We start from the raw sequence: 18,468 nt of genomic DNA, 5'->3' as shown, positions 1-18,468 counted from the left end.
TTAGTTTATCTAAATAAGACCCCTGAAAGATGATCAGGTTGATAGGTTCGAGGTGGAAGTGTGGCGACACATGGAGCTGACGAATACTAATCGGTCGAAGACTTATCCTAATAAGAAAAGCGAAGGGCGCGCAGCTCTCTGGCGAAACTCACTGGAGCTTCTGGCGGAGAAGTCTGGAAGACTTCGACAGAAGAAGTGAAGTGACGCGAGCCGATAGCGCCCGCAGCTGGACAGGTTGATTCAACGTTATTACTGTTTCTCATTTATCTAGTTTTGAGGGAATAATTTTATTAAAAAACCCTTGAAATTTGGTTGAAAATCATTATAATAAATAATGTCTTAACCAAATGCTGCAAATGCAGTGAGGCAAAAAATATCCGGTAATTATGGCGAGAAGGTCACACCCGTTCCCATCCCGAACACGGAAGTTAAGCTTCTCAGCGCCGATGGTAGTTGGGGGCTCTCCCCCTGCAAGAGTAGGACGTTGCCGGGTTTATATTAATCCGCAGTAGCTCAGTGGTAGAGCTATCGGCTGTTAACCGATCGGTCGTAGGTTCGAATCCTACCTGCGGAGCCATTGCTTCCATAGCTCAGCAGGTAGAGCACTTCCATGGTAAGGAAGAGGTCACCGGTTCGAGCCCGGTTGGAAGCTTATAATATGAATTATGAGATTATCTTACATAGATTGGCCCGTTGGTCAAGCGGTTAAGACACCGCCCTTTCACGGCGGTAACACGGGTTCGAATCCCGTACGGGTCACCAACTTAGATTACATAAATGACATTGGAGGATTAGCTCAGCTGGGAGAGCACCTGCCTTACAAGCAGGGGGTCGGCGGTTCGATCCCGTCATCCTCCACCATATAAAAAATATAATAATAAGCCGGCCTAGCTCAATTGGTAGAGCAACTGACTTGTAATCAGTAGGTTGGGGGTTCAAGTCCTCTGGCCGGCACCATTCATTACGATTAGTAATGATATGGAGGGGTAGCGAAGTGGCTAAACGCGGCGGACTGTAAATCCGCTCCTTCGGGTTCGGCGGTTCGAATCCGTCCCCCTCCACCATTTTTATTAATATAATTTGATTAAAATGGACATAATAAGAATGTCCTTTTTTATTAGACTAAAATGTTTGCTTGTAGGGACTGACCAAAGCCCCGCACTTTTATTATTTCAATGGGCTATAGCCAAGTGGTAAGGCAACGGACTTTGACTCCGTCATTCGTTGGTTCGAATCCAGCTAGCCCAGCCATTGTTTAGAGCCATTAGCTCAGTCGGTAGAGCATCTGACTTTTAATCAGAGGGTCGAAGGTTCGAGTCCTTCATGGCTCATCAAATTTGCAAAAGTTTCCTTAAACCTTAGAGGTTTAAGGATTTTTTTTTGTGAAAAATATTTATAGAGAAACTTATAAGAGTTACAAACGTATAAACAATCGGTAAATTTTTATTAAATTCGATTGAGAGTAGAGGTTGTTAAATGATAGACATAATAAAGCTTTTAAGACAAGGTAATAAATCAGCAATGTTAGCGGCAATAGTCAATGCGGTTATTTCAATTATTAAGGGTATCGCTTTCTTTTTAACGGGCAATATTGCCATGTTTGCTGAAACGATGCACAGTTTAGGGGATGCTGCGAATCAATTTTTTGTATTTATTGGTTCCGCCTTAAGTAAGAAAGCCCCTACGGACCGATTTCCAAATGGTTTTGGTAGGGTTGTAAACTTAGTCCTTTTAGGTGCTGTTCTAATTGTTGGAATTATGTCTTATGAAACAATAAAGGAAGGATTTCATCATATTTTAAAACCAACTGCGTCAAAAGGTTTTGTCATAAATATCATTGTTTTAGGTGCAGCCGTATTACTTGAGAGTTTTGTTTTATTTAAGGCGATGAAGGAAATTCTTCATGAAGTCGGAGATGAAGCAAAAGGTCCCGCAATTTTCTTAAAGAGTGTTAAGTATTTAGGTAAGGCTAAGCCCGCAACGAAGCTTGTTTTTATGGAGGACACAGTTGCTACCGCAGGAGGACTTTTAGCCATCATTGCGGTAATAATTTCTCATTTTACATCGTTTCACCAAGCTGAAGGGATTGCCTCCGTTATAATTGGGATTATGATGTTCATTGTTGTTGGTAAAGTATTTTTAGATAATGCAGCGGGGGCTATCGGTGAAGCAGATGAGGAGATGGAGATGAAAATTGGTAATATCGTTATGGAGGATCCAAGTGTTAAAGATATTCAGGATATTACCGTTGTTAAAGAAGGGGAAGAACTACATGTCGAGGTAGAGATCGAAGTAGATCCAAGTTTAACTGTAGCTCAGGCCGATGATATTAAGGACCGTTTAGAGGAACGAATCATGGCCGAAAAGGGAATAGCTGATGTGATCATTGAGTTTGATGAAGATGATGGAGTGAATAATTGGGAGGAAGAGAAAAAAGAGGTTATAGACGAAAAGTAGAAATTAAACTGTCCTTGGAAATTAGTAATGAGTTTATCTTAGAGGTACAAAACGGTAAATCACAAAATCTTCACAGCATAATAAACAGTATATTTCACTGCTAAAAAGACTTAAAGATGTAAATATCTCTAAGTCTTTTTTCTCAGGTACCACAAGTGCATTAAATGTTAAAGCGAGTTTGAAATAAGCGGAGAAATTCCTCTTAATGAGGAAATAGCACTGAAATTAGGCTCCAATAGCCGGAATTTTTCCGCCTATTTACTCAAAAAACGTGAAAAAGAGGGATTTTGCATTGCATAATCGGAAAACTTCCGCTTATATAGCCCCGAAACATGCCCCATCCTGTATCTAACCGGAAAAACTCCGCTTATTAAATATCACTGCTTACTCAATTAGTACTTCTTATGTTTCAATAAAACCAAGTAAATTTCATTTAGACGCATTGCGGGGCTCAGCTCAACTAATCCTGAAGATGTCGCCCAGGCAAGTTCCCATTAAAAATTAATTCAACAATTATAATCACGTGTTAAACCACAAAAAAATCACACACTCTCCAATAATTATTTATATTCTGTGATTAAATCTGTGAATTAGGAAATGGTAAGCAATTGAAAATTCCTCAAAATCTGGATAAATCAATGTGAAATGCACTATGAATTATTTTGTTTGCAATCTGTTTAATATTTTGCACCTCTAAAGTAAACTCGTTAGGCATCTAGCGGGTAGTTTTTTCTGTAAACGGCCTTTTGTCTCTACTTTGAATAATGCATATATATACATGAATTTGTCGAGTTGAGTCAGAAGATTATGAAGTATTAAAATAGAGATAGATAGGGATTGAGGAGGTTTTACGATAATGGAAAAGAAAATTACTATATTAGGAGTTCCTATGGACTTAGGACAATCTCGCAGAGGGGTTAATATGGGACCTAGTGCGATTAGATATGCAGGTGTTGTGGAACGGCTAGAAAAGCTCGGTTATGTAGTGACTGATCAAGGGGACATTGAAATTGGTGCTGCAGAACGTTTGCATGATCCCGAAACGAATATGAAAAATTTGAAAGCGGTTGCGGACGCCAATGCTATTTTAGGCGAAAAGGTTGATGGAATTGTGGAAAAAGGAGAGTTTCCATTAATCTTTGGGGGAGACCATAGCATTGCAATTGGAACATTAGCAGGTGTCTCTAAACATTATAAAAACCTAGGCGTCATTTGGTATGATGCCCATGGAGATTTAAATATTGCTGATACATCTCCATCAGGAAATATTCACGGTATGCCGCTTGCTGCAAGTTTAGGCCACGGACATCCAACATTAACTGATATTGGCGGCTATGCTCCTAAAGTAAAACACGAAAATATCGTAATAATTGGGGCTAGAGATCTTGATAAAGGTGAAAAAGAGCTAATTAAAGACAAAAATATAAAAGTGTTTACTATGCATGAAATTGATAAACTTGGAATGACTAAAGTAATGGAAGAAGCCATTGACTATTTAAAAGATAAGACGGATGGCGTGCATTTGTCCTTGGATTTAGATGCACTGGATCCGAGCGATTGTCCGGGAGTGGGCACACCTGTACTTGGTGGCATCAGCTACCGTGAAAGCCATCTAGCAATGGAAATGCTGGCGGAATCGGGAATTATTACTTCTGCAGAATTTGTGGAAGTTAATCCGATATTGGATGAAAGAAATCGAACCGCAACAGTTGCAGTTGCATTAATGGGCTCTTTATTTGGAGAAAAACTATTATAACATTCATATGGGCAGTAGAATTTATTCTACTGCTTTTCTGCTTTATCACCTAACTACCACCATCAAACACTTCAAATCTAATTTTCATATCCATTTTTGTAAAAAAACAAACAACTATTGGTAAATATTTGTTAAGATAAAAATAAAAAATATTTTTTGAAACCTTTATGCTATTCATTCGTAACAATGTATAGCCGCTAGGGCGGGGGAATCTGAATGGAACTATTGGTTAAAAAAAGAATAAAACAAGTGTTAAAAGGGGACCAGAATGCTTACGGAGAGATAGTGGAAATTTATAAAGACAAAGTCCTTCAAATATGCTATCGAATGTTAGGTAACTTGCATGAAGCCGAGGATATTGCCCAAGAGGCTTTTATACGTGCATTTATTAATATTCATAGCTTTAAACAAGAAAGGAAATTTTCCACTTGGTTATACCGGATTGCTACTAATTTATGTATTGATCGCTTAAGAAAGAAGAAGCCTGATTTCTACTTGGACGCAGAGGTAGCAGGGACAGATGGCTTAACTATGTATTCGCAAATTGCAGCAACAGGAAAAGCACCTGATGTAGAAGTAATGGATTATGAATTACAAGAAACCATTCAATTTGCGATTCAGTCACTTCCTGAAAAATACCGATCGGTTATAGTATTGAAATATTTGGAAGATCTTTCGTTGAATGAAATTAGCCAAATCCTGGAATTGCCTTTAGGAACTGTGAAAACAAGAATCCACAGGGGACGTGAGGCTTTGAGAAAACAACTTCGAAATTTATAGAGAGGATGAGAACGAATTGAATACTTGTTCTGAAGAAATTATTCTCTTTATGCATGAATACATGGATGGCGATATATCCTCTGAGCATGAAACTATATTAAAAGAACATCTTCAAACATGTGCTGACTGCACAAGGCATTTTCAGGAACTAAAGAAAACAACTGCATTAATAAAAAGTACACCATTGATATGTGCTTCAAGTGATTTTACTGCAAAAGTAATGGCGAAATTACCCAAGGAGAAACGAAAAGTAGGAATAAAACGTTGGGTAACCAATCATCCATTCCTTGCTGCAGCTTCCTTGTTTATTATTCTAATGGGGGGAAGTATCCTCTCTATGTGGAATAACAATCAAGAATTTTCATTTACGAAAAAGCCGAATTTACAAGTAGAAAATCACACTGTTATTGTTCCAAAAGGTGAAACGGTTAAAGGTGATTTATTAGTTAAAAATGGTGATTTGCGAATAGAAGGTAAAGTAGACGGAAGTGTAACGGTTATTAATGGTGAGAAATACATGGCCTCAGCAGGTCGCGTAACTGGAGACATAAAAGAAATTAATGAAATGTTTGATTGGCTTTGGTTTCAAATAAAAATAGGTGCCGAAGAAATAGTAAGTTTTTTTAAGGAAGATAAGTAAAAAAAGAGAAACAAATAAAGACGTTTGTTTCTCTTTTTTGTGGTTTGTACTAATATGGTATAATATAATTTAGTACATATTTATAAAGCGGCTTTTTTTACGATATAAAATTAATGGAGGATCGGACATGCCGTTTGCAGACTTCAATTTTTTTGACTATATCTCTAATATTATTGACATTTTACTCGTATGGTACGTGATCTATAAGATATTAATGATCATACGCGGTACGAAGGCAGTACAAGTTTTAAAAGGGATCATTGTCATCCTTATTGTTAGGAACTTAAGTATCTTTCTAGGCTTAGGTACCTTAAATTGGATTATGGAGCAAGCCATTGATTGGGGATTTCTTGCCTTAATTATCATTTTCCAGCCGGAAATAAGGCGAGCGCTAGAACAATTGGGAAGAGGGAAGTTATTTTCCCGTGGAACGATGCATGAAGAAGAGGAGCAATCGAGAATTATTGATGCCATCGTTAAAGCGACAAGTTACATGGCGAAGCGAAGAATTGGTGCATTAATTTCGATTGAAAGGGAGACAGGTCTTAGTGATTATATAGAAACAGGGATTGCATTGAATTCCAAAATCTCTTCTGAATTACTAATAAACATTTTCATCCCTAATACACCTTTACATGATGGAGCTGTTATTTTACAGAAAGATCAAGTGGCTGCAGCTGCTTGTTACTTACCTTTGTCAGAAAGTCCATTCATCTCGAAGGAATTGGGAACGAGACATCGTGCTGCTCTTGGTATAAGTGAAGTAACAGACAGTTTAACGATCATTGTATCTGAAGAAACAGGAGCAATATCATTAACGAAAAATAGTGAACTTCACAGGGATTTAAAAATAGACCAATTCAAGGAGATGCTTGAAAAAGAATTTATGATATCAATGAACAAGCAAGCTTCCTCATCAATATGGAATTGGAGGGTGAAGAAGCGTGGATAAATTTATGGATAATAAATGGTTTATTCGAATCGTTGCATTGTTCTTAGCGTTATTGCTATATATATCAGTTAGTATTGAAAATGGTAACAAAGAAAAGGACACGAGACAAAAAAATGAAAATGATGTTGTTCAAAATATGCCTGTTGAAGTTATTTACGACCAGCAGAACTTTGTGGTGACAGGTGTTCCTGAAACGGTGGATGTAACCATTGATGGACCAAAGGGATTTGTACGAACAACAAAAAATCTAAAAAATTTCACTGTCTATATTGATTTAACTGATGCTGAACTTGGAAAACAGCGGGTTAAGCTAAAGCTTAAAGATCTATCAGATAAATTGACAGCTAAAATCTCTCCTGCATACGTTACTGTTACCGTTCAAGAGAAAGTGACGAAGGAATTTAGGGTAGATGCAGAATTTAATTCTAATTTATTAGCAAGTGGCTTTGAAGCTGAAACCCCTTCTGTTGAACCAAAAACAGTAAAAATAACTGGAGCAAAAGATGTGATTGATCAAATTACGTATGTAAAAGCGACAGTTGATTCAAAACGGGAAATTAGTTCGACAATTACAAGAGATGCTAAAGTACAAGTGTTAGACAAATCATTAAATAAGTTAAATGTAGATGTCGATCCGGAAACGGTAGAAGTGACCGTCCCGGTTAAAAATCCAAGTAAAACCGTTCCTATTACCGTAAATCCAATTGGGGATGAAAAGGAAGGAATTGTTATTAATAGCATCACGACGATACCAAAAAATATTAAAATTTATGGTAGAAGTGATGTGCTAAAATCAATTGATGCATTAAGTGTGGATGTAGATATTAGTAAATATGATAAAGATACAGAACTTGATGTTCCAATTAAAGTGCCAAAAGGTATAAATAAATTAGAACCAGAAATTGTAAAAGTCCGAATAAGTACTAGTGAGAAAAAAGAAGAAAAGACATTCAGCAATATTAAAGTAAGCAGTACGGGCTTACCTGATGACTACACGATGGAATTTTTATCGCCAAAAAATGGTGAAGTAGATTTAACGGTTAATGGTACAACCAAATCATTAAAAGATATTAGTGCGTCAAGTTTTGATATTCTTATGGATTTATCGGGTTTATCTCCAGGAGTACATGAAGTAAATCTAAAGGTTGATGGACCGAAGGATATAACATGGGAGCTGTCGAAGAAGAAAGCGAAAATTCGCTTAACGGAGAAAGAAAGTGGAGATATTTAATTTGTAATTATTGTATTTTTAGAAGGAGCGAATATTCAAATGGGTAAATATTTCGGTACAGATGGAGTAAGAGGAGTAGCCAATTCTGAGTTAACACCAGAATTAGCATTTAAATTAGGTCGTTATGGTGGATACGTGTTAACGAAAAATACGGAGCGTCCAAAAGTACTCATAGGTCGTGATACTCGTATATCTGGGCATATGCTTGAAGGAGCTTTAGTATCAGGGCTTTTATCAATTGGTGCTGAAGTTATGCGCTTAGGTGTCATTTCTACTCCAGGGGTTGCTTACCTTACAAAAGCTCTAGGTGCACAAGCTGGAGTTATGATCTCAGCCTCACACAACCCTGTCGCCGATAATGGCATCAAGTTTTTTGGATCCGATGGCTATAAGCTTTCAGATGAACAAGAAGCGGAGATTGAACAAATTCTTGATATGGAAGAAGATCAATTACCAAGACCTGTAGGTGGAGATCTTGGTGTTGTTAATGATTATTTCGAAGGAGGTCAGAAGTATTTACAGTTCCTTAAACAATCTGTAGACGAAGACTTTTCCGGTATTCATCTGGCACTAGATTGTGCGAACGGTGCAACCTCTTCATTGGCTACACATCTATTTGCTGATTTAGAAGCAGACATTTCTACGATGGGTGCATCTCCTAATGGCTTGAATATTAATAACGGTGTGGGTTCTACTCACCCTGAAAGCCTAGCAGCATTTGTGAAAGAAAAAGAAGCGGATGTTGGACTTGCTTTTGATGGGGACGGAGACCGAGTCATTGCCATTGATGAAAATGGTGAAGTTGTAGACGGAGATCAAATTATGTTCATCTGTGCTAAATATATGAAGAGTGAAGCACGACTTAAACAATCAACAGTTGTTTCTACAGTAATGAGTAATTTAGGCTTTCATAAAGGGCTAGAAGCATTAGGAATTAAGAGCATTCAAACAGCAGTTGGGGACAGATATGTCGTTGAAGAAATGAAAACGAATAGTTATAATCTTGGTGGCGAACAATCAGGACATATTATTTTCCTAGATTATAATACAACCGGCGATGGGTTATTAACAGGATTACAGCTCCTTAATATTATGAAAGCAACGAATAAACCATTATCAGAACTTGCTGGGGAAATGAAAAAGTATCCGCAAAAGCTCGTGAATATTCGTGTTCAAGATAAGTATCATGTAACAGATAATGAAAAAGTAAAAGCGGTTATTGAACAGGTAGAAAAAGAAATGGCCGGAAATGGTAGAATTCTTGTCCGTCCTTCCGGTACTGAGCCGTTAGTACGTGTTATGGCAGAAGCAGCTACTGAAGAAGCTTGTGAATCTTATGTTAATAGAATTGCAGAAGTTGTAAAAGAAGAAATGGGACTTTCAGAGGAATAAGTGGAATTATATGCATAAGGGGAACGTATACGAATCCTTATGCATATTTTTATTTTATAGCTGTTTTATTATACTTTTTTATTGACCTAAGTATTAATGTAGGATATGATTATCATGTTTTTACTTGCCAAAAGAGAAAAGGAGGATAGATGTTTAGAACGTTTTAAAAAGCGCCAGAACTAGACAACGAGCGGATACAATTGTCTAGTTGACGAGGAGAAGGTTTATCGAGTATTCGGCGGATACCTTCCGGCTGCCACACACAGTCGACGTCTTTTTCTTAAAACATCAGAGGTGACTCGGTGCACAAAGGGAAAAGAAATGTGAGAATTAGATAAGCTATTGGCTGTAAAAACAATTGTTTTGTCTAAAATCTTAGCATTAAAATAATACAGAGATAAGGGGGCAAGTCTGCCCTCTGGCATCTTGCCCCCAATATTGGGAGGAAGATACAAATGTGTGGTATTGTAGGATATATTGGAAATCAAGATGCGAAAGAACTTTTATTAAAAGGCTTAGAAAAGCTTGAATATAGAGGATATGATTCTGCTGGGATCGCAGTAAAGAATGAGTCTGGAGTTCATGTTTTTAAGGAAAAGGGACGTATTGCGGATCTTCGTGAAGTCGTTGATACAGATGTAATGGGTCACATCGGAATCGGACACACACGTTGGGCGACACATGGAGTGCCAAGTAAAGAAAATGCACATCCACATCAAAGTGCAAGTACACGATTTACCCTTGTTCATAATGGTGTTATCGAAAACTATTCACTATTGCAGCAAGAGTATTTACAAGACGTTACGCTTAAAAGTGAAACAGATACGGAAATTATTGTGCAGTTAGTAGAAAAGTTTGTTGCTGATGGATTAAGTGTTGAGGAAGCTTTCAGAAAAACGTTAACTCTATTACATGGTTCCTATGCCCTTGCATTATTGGATACGGAAAATGAAGATACAATTTTTGTAGCGAAAAACAAAAGCCCACTATTAGTAGGTGTTGGAGAAGGCTTTAATGTTGTCGCGAGTGATGCAATGGCGATGATTCAAGTAACTGATCAATTTATTGAGTTAATGGATAAAGAAATGGTCATCGTGAAAAAGGACGAAATCATTATCCAAAACTTATTAGGTGAAAAGATTGCTAGAGAGCCTTATAAAGCACTAATCGATGCAAGCGATATCGAAAAGGGCACATACCCTCACTATATGTTGAAGGAAATCGATGAACAGCCACTTGTGATGAGAAAAATTATTCAAGCGTATCAAGATATTAACGGTGACCTTGCCATTGATTCCGATATTGTAAAGGCAATGAACGATGCTGATCGCATCTATATTGTTGCTTGCGGCACAAGCTATCATGCTGGACTCGTTGGAAAACAAATGATTGAACAGCTTGCGGAAATTCCTGTAGAAGTTCATGTAGCTAGTGAAATGGGCTATAATATGCCTCTATTATCGAAGAAACCGTTATTTATTTTCATCTCTCAAAGTGGTGAAACAGCGGATAGCCGTGCGGTTCTTGTAAAGGTTAAAGAGCTGGGATATAAGGCAATTACGATTACAAACGTTCCAGGTTCTACTTTATCTCGCGAAGCGGATTACACATTGTTGTTACATGCTGGCCCTGAAATTGCCGTTGCTTCAACAAAAGCTTATACTGCTCAAATTGCAGTATTATCGATTCTTGCAAGCGTAGTAGGCAAAAAAGCTGATCTTGACCTTGTTCATGAACTAGGAATTGTCGCTAATGCGATGGAAGTTCTTTGTGATTCTAAGGAAGAATTCGAAAAAATGGCTTTTGAATATTTCACAGTGACACGAAATGCTTTCTTTATTGGCCGTGCCCTTGATTACTATGTATGTCTTGAAGGTGCACTAAAGCTTAAAGAAATTTCCTATATTCAAGCAGAAGGATTTGCAGGCGGAGAATTAAAGCATGGTACGATCGCTTTAATCGAAGATGGCACACCAATCGTCGCTCTTGCAACTCAAGAAAACGTAAACTGGAGCATACGCGGAAACGTCAAAGAAGTCGTCGCTCGTGGAGCAAACCCATGCATCATCTCCATGAAAGGACTCGACACAAACGAAGACCGCTTTGTCATCCCAGAAGTACACGAATTATTAACACCTCTTGTCTCTGTAGTACCACTGCAACTTCTCGCTTACTATGCAGCATTGCATCGTGATTGTGACGTGGATAAACCACGTAACTTGGCGAAGAGTGTGACGGTGGAGTAAGGGAAAGTAATTGCTTTTTTAATGTTATCTCCCTGCTAAAATCCTTGAACCTCAGCTAAAATCTTCTTCCCTCCTGTTAAAGAGTTCGTACCTGGAGCCGGTAAAGAGAGCAGAAAGAAGAGGGCGGGAGAAAAGAATTTCAATCGTATTTTTCAATCATAAATCAATACAATTCAGGCTGGATCAATAACAGGTCCAGTCTTTTTTCTTTTTAACTAAAAAGTTAAGAAGTCCCTTCAATCCCTTACCCAATAAGGAGTCCAATCGTTTTTTCATCATATTCTCTTTTCAAATCAATCCTTTTCCTCGCTCATAAAATCGTTATCCAATCTTCATTCTGTTATTTTTCCCAACGGGATGAATTCATCTTTCCTATTACGCTCACCAAAACGGGGGAACATCTTTTTAACATTTACAGAATATTCGATACAACCCAGAACGGAAAAAAGAAAAGAAAATGGGTTTTTGAGGGAAGAACTTTTTAGCAGTGCCTTGTGGCTTGAAAATGGGGTTGAGGCCTTGGGGGAGTAAGGGTGAAAGGGTGTTTGGGCGAGGGTAGGATATTTTGGGAGTGAGATAAATGTTGTAGATTTGAAATAAAGTCGCGATGTTTATAAAAAAGATGCGATGTTTTGAAGAAAGTCACGATGTTTTAAAGAAAGTTGCGAAGCTTTCCCCCTTTAGATATGATTGTCTAAAGGGGTGTTTTTATGTCTAAAAGAAAAAGAATATCTAAAATTGAGAAGTGGATTAAGGAAGGTATATAGCTGTCTTTTTCTTCTTCCCCATGCTAAAAAGTAGGTACTCACTGCTAAATAGTTGGTATCCGAACGGCATAGGAAGCGGGAAGAGCAGCGGCCAGATCTTTATGTACTCAATCGTTTTTTCAATCGGTTTTTTCAATACAAAATCAATATCAATTCGGGGCGGGTCCAGTAGGACTTCGTCCCTTTTTCTTTTGTCAAATATCCCCTCAATCCCTTGTCCGTAGCGTGTTCAGGTGTTTTTCATATCGTTTCCTATACAGTTCGAAAGAACACGGGAAAGAAGAAAGAGAGTGCTGAGGTGTGTAGCTGTTACTTTCCTCTTCCCCACGCTAAAAAGTCGGTACCTACTGCTAAATAGTTGGTATCCAAACGGCAAAGGAAGCGGGAAGAGCAGCGGTCAGATCTTTATGTAATCAATCGTTACTCAATCGGTTTTTTCAATCAAAAATCAATATCAATTCGGGGCGGGTCCAGTAGGACTTCGTCCCTTTTTCTTTTGTCCAATATCCCCTCAATCCCTTGTCCAATAAGAGTTTCATTCGTTTCTCCAATCCATAAATCCGTAGGATTTCCAATCTCTATTCAGTGTGTTTCCTAACTGTAAAACCGTCTCAACAGGGCTGCATTTCCTTTCTTTTCTCCTGATTCTTCTCTCCATCCTTTCTCAATTTCTCTTGTGTCTATTCTGTTGTTTTCCTCACTGTATAAACCCGTAGGGTTTTAGTTCTTTTTCGCTGGTTTTTCAATCATTTTCCTTTCTTTTCTCCTGATTCTTTCCTCCATTATCGGTACCAACTCTTTAACATTGTCAGAATATTCGATACAACCCGAGAAGGAAAAAAGAGGGCGAATATGGGGGATTTGGGGAAGAACTATATAACATAATGGAATGAAGAAAAAAGGCGAGATAAGAGGGAAGAGGCTTAGAGTCGCAAGGGTTTGGGGGGAGTGAGGGGGAGATGAAGGCGGGGAAGGACATTTTGGCAGGGGAATATAGTTATTAACTTGTTGTTTTATTTTTACAACACATATAATGTCCCAGTATATTGAAGGTACACTACTAGCTGTAGGTTAGATGAGTTTTGATTAATGATGTCTGTAGTTGTTGAATATGACTATCATTTTTAATTAGTTAATTTGATAGTAACTTCAAGGCGTAATTATAGAGGCTCACACAGTATAAATCAATTCTAATTAAAAATGGAGGTTTATGTATGAATACGAGAAAAATGGCTATGGAAAGTATTATCGAGTTTATTGAGTCTGATGAAAAATGTGCTTTATTAACTGGGACTTTTCAAAATGAGAAACATCCTTTAGTTTTAAGGACTATAAATGATTTATTCAAAGGGAGCAGAATATTATTTAGAGCCAACTCAATGCAGAATTTAAGCACATTCTTTAGGGCTAATAAAAACTTTAAGACGGGTGTTGCATACAATTTAGGAAGTAACACAATGTTTGTTGACACCATTAACCCTCGAACATGGAGGAGTTCTCCTAACAGTTTCAATTTCGCTGTTGTTTATCCGTTTGATTCTGTAACGAAAGACAGTAATAAACAGAGCATTATGGATGATTTATTTAAGCACAGAAATATTGAAAAGATATTTTTAGTTAGTTGGACAGATAATATAGACTTTTCTTGGTCTGATGAATATGTTGATCGGAAAATTACCTTCGATGCGGAAGAGGAAAAGCCTGAATACCATCAAAGGATGATTGATCTATTAACGAAAAATAAGGATTGGTAGAAGTACTGTCGATAAAGAAACGAATAAGGAGGATTGCATGAATAAGTTTTTCCGAAAGCCGTCTAAGGTTGCGTTAATTTCCCTAATCGCTACTATAGTTGTTACTGTTTTACTCTTGTGTGTATTGAGGTTATCAGGAGTAGATTCAAGGATTGTACATATGATTGGTAAAGCGACAATTGCAATTTCTTTACCTTTCTTAATGCTTAACCCATTATTTGGCTTTATCTATTCATTTTTCGTTAAAGGAAAAAGTAAAATTATGTATATCCTGTTGCATTTAGCTTGCATATGCACAATTTCAGTTTTAGCGTTTACGGCTTTTATGTTTCGATACTTTGTACCTTTTGCTCCATAGAAACCTAAAAATGAGGTTATGAGGGGGTGTGAGAAATTCCAAAAGTGTCAGCTATGTTGGGAGTAATTTCAGGGGCGTTTTCAATTTGCTTATGGGTTATCTTTAGCTTCTTCAATCCTTATTCAAATACAACTGATATTGAACCCATTTTAAATACGTTTTTCATGCTATGTATTCCTGCTTGTTTAGCAATTATTTCTTCTTTAATCTCTAAAAAAGTATTATTGTTAATTGCTTTTATATGGTCGTTACCAATCAGTTTATATGTAACGATGACTCCAAGCATTTTTGCTTTATTTGGGGTTACATGCTTTGCCTATTTACTCAGCTATTTCTTGATGTATTTAAAGAAATGAGGAAATCGGTGTTCAAATGATATATTCAGAGAGATTGAGGTGATTATTTGAAAATGGCAATTCCAATTCTCGTTTGTATAATCATTGGTATTATATTTATAGGCTCATTTCCTTCGATAACAAGTGCTTGTTCGTGTGCAGAATTACCAGGTGTAGAAGAAGAATTTGAACGTTCAAAAGCCGTATTTAGTGGGAAAGTTATTGATATACGAGAGAAACGAAGTTTAAAAGGATATACGACTAAATCAGTCCTCTTTGAAGTAACGAACACCTGGAAGGGTGTAGAGCAATCACAAATAATCATTACCACTGGACAAGGTGGTGGAGACTGTGGATATGACTTTAAAGAAGGGGAAGAGTATTTGGTCTATGCTTACGAATCAACTATGTATGGAAAAAAAACGCTTGTAACAATCATTTGCGATCGTACGAATGAATTGGGTTCCTCAGAGGAAGATTTGGCGATACTTGGGGAAGGACAGCCTCCGATTGAAGAAGTTGATTTAACAGATAAGCAGGAAGGAAATGGGTTATATATATGGGGTGCAGTAGTTATAGCCATCGGTATTGTTTTATTTTTCGTATTTAAGAGACGCACAAGGTCAAATAGTTAAGGGAGTGATTGTCAGTGATTAAAGACCTGTTATGCAAAGTTGATACACTAATGTAATAATTATGTAATAGACTGGTAATCTGTTTCCCTCAATTTCCAAAGTTGTGTTACCATAATATTAACAAATATTAGGGAATTGGTAAGCGAGTGAGGAACATTGGTTGTATTAGAAGAAAAAGGGAACATAAAGACTCTTGTTCCATCTCACGGTTTATGTGAAACAGACTTAGAAGAGTTAATTAATGAATATGAAAAAGAATTACGCTATTTTGCCTACAAAATTGTTCGTGACTGGATAATAGTTGACGATATTATGCAGGAGGTATTCATTAAGATATTTCTAAAGTTGGACTCGTTCGAAAAAAGATCTTCTATTAGATCGTGGTTATATAAAATTACTTATAATCAATGCATCGATTATTTTCGAAGTAAAACGATAAAATCTCCTAGGTTAATTGAATATCTCGAAGAAATTAAAGTAGCAAATACTGACTCGGCAGAAATTGAAGCAATAGAAAAGTTTGAGAAGGAATGGTTATGCCACACAGTTAATTCTTTACCTAACCAATACAAGGAACCGATTTTACTTTTTTATTTTAAACAGTATTCCTATAAAGAAATTAGTGAGACTTTAAATGAAAATATTGGTGTCATTAAGAATAGACTTTTTAGAGGAAGACGTTTGCTAAAGGAAAAATACTTCGATTATCAAGTTAGCTATGATCGAAAAGGAACGGAGTTATAACAATATGAATTCTTTTATTGTGATTATCATAATTGTTTTAGCTATTATTGCGGATTTCTTTTGGTTCGATGTTGATAAAAAAAGATGGGGATGGATGAAGAACTGGTCAAATCTCCAAAAGGTTTTATTCTTCTCAGGTTTTGCAGTTGTTTCAGGATTAATTTACGTTGGATTGAGTTTAGGTTTTTTCTAAAAACGTGGGCATTATCACTGGGATAATGCCCTTATTTATTGAATTTCCCTTTTAAAATTCTGCCACAAATCCCAAAGAGTAAATTTAGTTAAATGAAATAGTCAAAATAATTGAAAAATGTGATACCAAAATCATTTAAGTTTCGTAGATACATAGTGAAAACAATTTTTAACTAATTCTGGATAAAAGGATGTGTTCCTTATGATGAAAAGTAAAAAAATGTTATATCTTTCTCTTATTCTTTTTATTGCATCTCTTGTCCTAAATTTCCCTTTTCCACACGAAAGTCCTTATGGTGAGACTGTCGCATCGGTATTGAATATACCAGTTCAATCTGTTAATGGATTACATTATGTAGGAATTGCTTCATTAGCTTTATTGATTGCAAGTTTGTATTTCCTTACCAAATCGGTAGAAAAATATCATGGGCGTGTTGTCTTGGTTGCCATTGTTCTCGCTTTATTCGCACCATCGATGATTGCCAGTTCGTTTCAAAAAACATTTGCAACAGGTATTTATGCTGTTTCTTATGAGCGTGATTGGAGCAACTGTCAATTTGAAATGATCGGTGAAACAACATTGCGTGGAGAATGTGAACTTCCTTTTGAAAATTACAGTAGGAATGATGTCCAATTCACCATTGAATTTTATGAAAAATACTATTTTGAAGATGATGTACTCATGGTTTCACTCATGAACAACAATGATCCGTATGAGGTGAAGCTAAAGGGAAATGAAAGAAAAACAGTGAAAATTGAGTCAAATATAGACGTTTCAAATATGGAAAATCATATTGAACAGGGTAGTTCAACAGGTGTAAATATCATCATTAAGTCGGGAGAAAAAATAAGGAAACTTTAAAGTTGTTAAATTGAATAGAGGTGAAAACGCTTGAACTGTTGTTGTGATAGTGAAGAAACAAATGATTTAAAAATAGAAGGAGATGTTGGGGCAGATCCAATTTGGTGTAATAGGTGCGGTGGCAATCTCGACTTAGAAGATGTTCCGATTTCAGATAGATTAGCAGAGGAATTGTTGTCTTGGGCAACAAAGTATGGAGAATGGATTGATTGGGATTCAGATAAATTGCTTCCTAATGGGATTGAACTGGAAGATAAATTTAATCAAATGGGATTCGTATTAACGGAAAAGGTGAAACAAGAAATTGGCGGTAAATATAAAATAAAATTCATATCATCTACCAGTGCGAAATCTTATGCAAACAGGAAAAACGGTTTTAGATAGAGTGAGGACAATAGGATATGAGGTGATATTTATGAAAGAGGGAAAAGAAAAAAGGATTATTCCTGACGAATTTGGAAAAAGTTTTTTGAATGGAGAGTTTTCCACTATATATCAACAAACCTCTAAGGATTTTAAACAGTTGGTCATATTGGAGCAATTCATAGAGTTAGGAGAGTCTTTTAATCTTGAAGTTAAGCAGTATAACTTAGAAATGAGTAACCGTTTAGGTAAACATATTGAGCAATTTTTATGGTTAGACAATGAGAGGGAAAAGGCAATTAGTGTAGCATTTGATGAAGATTACACCATTCAAAGTCTGCTTCTTGCTCCATTTGTTTCTTATCCAGAAAGTGATAACCGATACACTGAGAATACTTATATCATGCCAATAAAAGAAGAATGGTTTGTTTTTTGGGGAGGAACAAATCAATTTATTAATTACCATTATGTTTATGAAACTCAAAGATACGCATATGATTTGGTCATTATGAAAGATGGTCAATCCTATCGTGATGCACCTACTAAGAATGAAAACTATTATGCTTTCAATAAAGAAATAGTCGCTCCGTTTGATGGCGAGGTGGTAAAAGTAATAGAAGGTGTGAAGGACAATGTGCCAGGTGAAATGGATGAAAGTCAGCCAGAAGGAAATTGTGTTGTGATTAGACATCCAAATAATGAATACAGCATGCTTGCCCATTTAAAACAAAACTCGATTCTTGTTAAGGTTGGAGATCATGTACAACAGGGGCAAGTGATTGGATTATGTGGAAACTCTGGAAATTCCTCAGAGCCTCATTTGCACTTTCAAGTCATGGATTCGTTTGATTATTATACTGGTAAATCTATTCGTATCCAACTTGAAGGTAGTTCTGAACCAATCCAAGGAGAAGTAGTTAGACCATATAATTAATCTATTTAGTATAAGAACTTTCTAATTTTCCTAAAAGTATAGTAGAGCTATAGTTATTGATGCGGTATCT

16 protein-coding genes, 8 tRNA genes and 2 rRNA genes (1 of these 26 cut by a window edge) are annotated in these 18,468 nt (G+C 36.7%); all 26 read left to right on the top strand.

Translation table 11 applies throughout. From position 1 onward, the window contains the following. Positions 1-110 (top strand): 23S ribosomal RNA (locus tag MKY81_RS03755); it begins 2,846 nt to the left of the window's first position. Between the two features lie 266 nt (positions 111-376). After that, a 5S ribosomal RNA gene (gene rrf, locus MKY81_RS03750) occupies positions 377-493 on the top strand. A 9-nt stretch (positions 494-502) separates the two neighbouring features. After that, a tRNA-Asn gene (locus tag MKY81_RS03745) sits at positions 503-577 on the top strand. Positions 578-579: 2 nt separating this feature from the next. Continuing rightward, positions 580-652: transfer RNA gene (locus tag MKY81_RS03740), tRNA-Thr, on the top strand. A 35-nt stretch (positions 653-687) separates the two neighbouring features. After that, a tRNA-Glu gene (locus MKY81_RS03735) sits at positions 688-762 on the top strand. A gap of 23 nt (positions 763-785) precedes the next feature. Beyond that, positions 786-861 (top strand) — tRNA-Val (locus MKY81_RS03730). A 20-nt stretch (positions 862-881) separates the two neighbouring features. Continuing rightward, positions 882-957 (top strand) — tRNA-Thr (locus tag MKY81_RS03725). A gap of 23 nt (positions 958-980) precedes the next feature. Further along, a tRNA-Tyr gene (locus MKY81_RS03720) sits at positions 981-1,064 on the top strand. Between the two features lie 112 nt (positions 1,065-1,176). Continuing rightward, a tRNA-Gln gene (locus MKY81_RS03715) sits at positions 1,177-1,251 on the top strand. 7 nt (positions 1,252-1,258) lie between these two features. After that, positions 1,259-1,331 (top strand) — tRNA-Lys (locus tag MKY81_RS03710). Positions 1,332-1,476: 145 nt separating this feature from the next. Beyond that, positions 1,477-2,457, top strand: a complete 981-nt coding sequence (locus MKY81_RS03705) for a cation diffusion facilitator family transporter (protein WP_066235730.1) — start codon at positions 1,477-1,479, stop codon at positions 2,455-2,457. Positions 2,458-3,313: 856 nt separating this feature from the next. Beyond that, positions 3,314-4,213: an arginase gene (gene rocF, locus MKY81_RS03700; RefSeq protein ID WP_066235731.1), complete on the top strand. Its 900-nt coding sequence runs from the start codon at positions 3,314-3,316 to the stop codon at positions 4,211-4,213. 216 nt (positions 4,214-4,429) lie between these two features. After that, positions 4,430-4,993 carry an RNA polymerase sigma factor SigW gene (gene sigW / locus MKY81_RS03695; RefSeq protein ID WP_066235732.1) on the top strand — a complete coding sequence of 188 codons (564 nt, stop codon included), beginning with the start codon at positions 4,430-4,432 and terminating at the stop codon, positions 4,991-4,993. A 16-nt stretch (positions 4,994-5,009) separates the two neighbouring features. Continuing rightward, positions 5,010-5,633 carry an anti-sigma factor family protein gene (locus MKY81_RS03690; protein ID WP_107920425.1) on the top strand — a complete coding sequence of 208 codons (624 nt, stop codon included), beginning with the start codon at positions 5,010-5,012 and terminating at the stop codon, positions 5,631-5,633. A 127-nt stretch (positions 5,634-5,760) separates the two neighbouring features. Further along, positions 5,761-6,585: a diadenylate cyclase CdaA gene (gene cdaA, locus MKY81_RS03685; RefSeq protein WP_066235733.1), complete on the top strand. Its 825-nt coding sequence runs from the start codon at positions 5,761-5,763 to the stop codon at positions 6,583-6,585. Continuing rightward, positions 6,578-7,816: a CdaR family protein gene (locus tag MKY81_RS03680; protein WP_107920427.1), complete on the top strand. Its 1,239-nt coding sequence runs from the start codon at positions 6,578-6,580 to the stop codon at positions 7,814-7,816. The genes cdaA and MKY81_RS03680 overlap by 8 nt, the downstream gene beginning before the upstream one ends. Before the next feature lie 39 nt (positions 7,817-7,855). Then, entirely contained in the window at positions 7,856-9,208 is a 1,353-nt protein-coding gene (gene glmM / locus MKY81_RS03675; RefSeq protein ID WP_066235735.1) for a phosphoglucosamine mutase, read from the top strand. Between the two features lie 455 nt (positions 9,209-9,663). Continuing rightward, positions 9,664-11,454, top strand: a complete 1,791-nt coding sequence (gene glmS, locus MKY81_RS03670) for a glutamine--fructose-6-phosphate transaminase (isomerizing) (protein ID WP_066235736.1) — start codon at positions 9,664-9,666, stop codon at positions 11,452-11,454. 1,981 nt (positions 11,455-13,435) lie between these two features. After that, positions 13,436-13,975, top strand: a complete 540-nt coding sequence (locus MKY81_RS03665) for a hypothetical protein (protein WP_284561396.1) — start codon at positions 13,436-13,438, stop codon at positions 13,973-13,975. A 411-nt stretch (positions 13,976-14,386) separates the two neighbouring features. Next, positions 14,387-14,689, top strand: a complete 303-nt coding sequence (locus MKY81_RS03660) for a hypothetical protein (RefSeq protein WP_116354766.1) — start codon at positions 14,387-14,389, stop codon at positions 14,687-14,689. 53 nt (positions 14,690-14,742) lie between these two features. Then, a complete protein-coding gene (locus MKY81_RS03655) occupies positions 14,743-15,303 on the top strand; it encodes a hypothetical protein (RefSeq protein ID WP_116354767.1) in 561 nt (186 codons plus the stop codon). A gap of 156 nt (positions 15,304-15,459) precedes the next feature. Continuing rightward, on the top strand, positions 15,460-16,047 hold the full coding sequence (locus tag MKY81_RS03650; protein ID WP_341116807.1) for an RNA polymerase sigma factor: 588 nt from the start codon (positions 15,460-15,462) through the stop codon (positions 16,045-16,047). A gap of 4 nt (positions 16,048-16,051) precedes the next feature. Further along, a complete protein-coding gene (locus MKY81_RS03645; protein ID WP_116354769.1) occupies positions 16,052-16,240 on the top strand; it encodes a hypothetical protein in 189 nt (62 codons plus the stop codon). A 201-nt stretch (positions 16,241-16,441) separates the two neighbouring features. Next, the gene (locus MKY81_RS03640; RefSeq protein ID WP_116354770.1) at positions 16,442-17,101 is read left to right on the top strand and encodes a hypothetical protein; all 660 of its coding nucleotides are present in this window, start codon (positions 16,442-16,444) and stop codon (positions 17,099-17,101) included. A gap of 30 nt (positions 17,102-17,131) precedes the next feature. Then, a complete protein-coding gene (locus MKY81_RS03635; protein WP_341116806.1) occupies positions 17,132-17,485 on the top strand; it encodes a hypothetical protein in 354 nt (117 codons plus the stop codon). A gap of 31 nt (positions 17,486-17,516) precedes the next feature. Beyond that, entirely contained in the window at positions 17,517-18,398 is an 882-nt protein-coding gene (locus tag MKY81_RS03630) for a M23 family metallopeptidase (protein WP_116354772.1), read from the top strand. The last annotated feature ends 70 nt before the right edge of the window (positions 18,399-18,468 follow it).

It is taken from the genome of Heyndrickxia sp. FSL W8-0423 (genome assembly GCF_038009395.1).
GTDB lineage: Bacteria > Bacillota > Bacilli > Bacillales > Bacillaceae_C > Heyndrickxia > Heyndrickxia sporothermodurans.
Note: the sequence above shows the minus strand (reverse complement) of the source record. Positions and strands in the feature narration are given on the sequence as shown.

Bases quoted from the DNA above. Each gene is read 5' to 3' on its own strand.
- MKY81_RS03665 (WP_284561396.1), top strand. From the start codon at position 13,436: ATGAATACGAGAAAAATGGCTATGGAAAGTATTATCGAGTTTATTGAG.
- rocF (WP_066235731.1), top strand. From the start codon at position 3,314: ATGGAAAAGAAAATTACTATATTAGGAGTTCCTATGGACTTAGGACAA.
- MKY81_RS03660 (WP_116354766.1), top strand. From the start codon at position 14,387: ATGTTGGGAGTAATTTCAGGGGCGTTTTCAATTTGCTTATGGGTTATC.
- MKY81_RS03640 (WP_116354770.1), top strand. From the start codon at position 16,442: ATGATGAAAAGTAAAAAAATGTTATATCTTTCTCTTATTCTTTTTATT.
- MKY81_RS03645 (WP_116354769.1), top strand. From the start codon at position 16,052: ATGAATTCTTTTATTGTGATTATCATAATTGTTTTAGCTATTATTGCG.
- glmM (WP_066235735.1), top strand. From the start codon at position 7,856: ATGGGTAAATATTTCGGTACAGATGGAGTAAGAGGAGTAGCCAATTCT.
- MKY81_RS03630 (WP_116354772.1), top strand. From the start codon at position 17,517: ATGAAAGAGGGAAAAGAAAAAAGGATTATTCCTGACGAATTTGGAAAA.
- cdaA (WP_066235733.1), top strand. From the start codon at position 5,761: ATGCCGTTTGCAGACTTCAATTTTTTTGACTATATCTCTAATATTATT.
- glmS (WP_066235736.1), top strand. From the start codon at position 9,664: ATGTGTGGTATTGTAGGATATATTGGAAATCAAGATGCGAAAGAACTT.
- sigW (WP_066235732.1), top strand. From the start codon at position 4,430: ATGGAACTATTGGTTAAAAAAAGAATAAAACAAGTGTTAAAAGGGGAC.
- MKY81_RS03655 (WP_116354767.1), top strand. From the start codon at position 14,743: ATGGCAATTCCAATTCTCGTTTGTATAATCATTGGTATTATATTTATA.
- MKY81_RS03705 (WP_066235730.1), top strand. From the start codon at position 1,477: ATGATAGACATAATAAAGCTTTTAAGACAAGGTAATAAATCAGCAATG.